We start from the raw sequence: 973 nt of genomic DNA, 5'->3' as shown, positions 1-973 counted from the left end.
AATCAACAAGATGTGTCGGACGTTTGGGTACAGTGATGTTGCGACCGTTCACAAAGATGAAGATGCGATCGGCACCTACACGGTCCATGGGCGTCATACCGAGTGACTCGAGGAGGTGTTCAGCCTCTGCGAGTTGATAAATACCGTCTCCCTCCGCCTTCTCCTCAAGCATGATGACGGGACGGCACCTCTTGATCGTTTCGACGGCACCCTGAAGAGCGACGAGTTCCGCCCCTTGCACGTCGATCTTGATAAGATTGACGTTCTCAAGATTGAGTGAATCAATGGTCTTAATATCGACCTTTTCGATATCCCGGGCGCCTAGCTTTCCGTCTGCGGCAGCGCCGCCTGTGACTCCGACGATGTACGCGTTGCCCAAGGTCGAACCGGGAAGAGCCATCTCGCATTGCCCCTCCCGATTACCGACGGCACATCTCACAATCTCGACATTCTCAGGAACATTCCGCTCGAGACACGCAATGTTGTCACGGAGTGGCTCAATCGCGACAACTTTTTCGAAATAGTTCGCAAAATCACAAGAGAATATACCGACATTAGCTCCCACATCGACAGCGCATTTCCAGTCATCGACAAATTGATATGCATAATCACGCTGAGCTTTCTGATAACCGCGAATGTCATCAGCAAATTTCTGAAAATGCTTCTCCCGGTCCGGGAAAAAAAGGCTTCCGATTTGTTTCATTGTAACGGCCTTTTTAGATAAGTTTTTGCACGTCGAAGCAAATTGCTGCTTCCAAGCGATTTTCGAACCCTTGAGGCTGGTTCTAACATTAAAGCTCAGCGGAAGCTACGCAGATCTGTGAGCGTTTATTGCACCACATTCTGGCCTCCTCAAGGCGGCCGTGATCGCATCCGCCTCTCCGGCTGCGATCGCCTGGAAGGGAACCTGGCTGCGCCAAGCGACAGCACTCGAACGTCCTGGCATGGAACGGTAGTGCAGCAGCGGCCGCAG

Annotated in this window: 1 protein-coding gene; it reads right to left on the bottom strand. The window is 52.1% G+C overall.

What is annotated here, in order from left to right; translation table 11 throughout:
• Positions 1-703: FkbM family methyltransferase (locus tag VQ03_RS32415; RefSeq protein WP_083468326.1), on the bottom strand; the 703-nt coding region annotated here is incomplete at its 3' end.
• Positions 704-973 lie beyond the last annotated feature (270 nt).

Source organism: Methylobacterium tarhaniae (assembly GCF_001043955.1).
Lineage (GTDB): Bacteria > Pseudomonadota > Alphaproteobacteria > Rhizobiales > Beijerinckiaceae > Methylobacterium > Methylobacterium tarhaniae.
The sequence above is the reverse complement of the archived record's forward strand: the minus strand, read 5'-3'. Positions and strand labels throughout refer to the sequence as shown.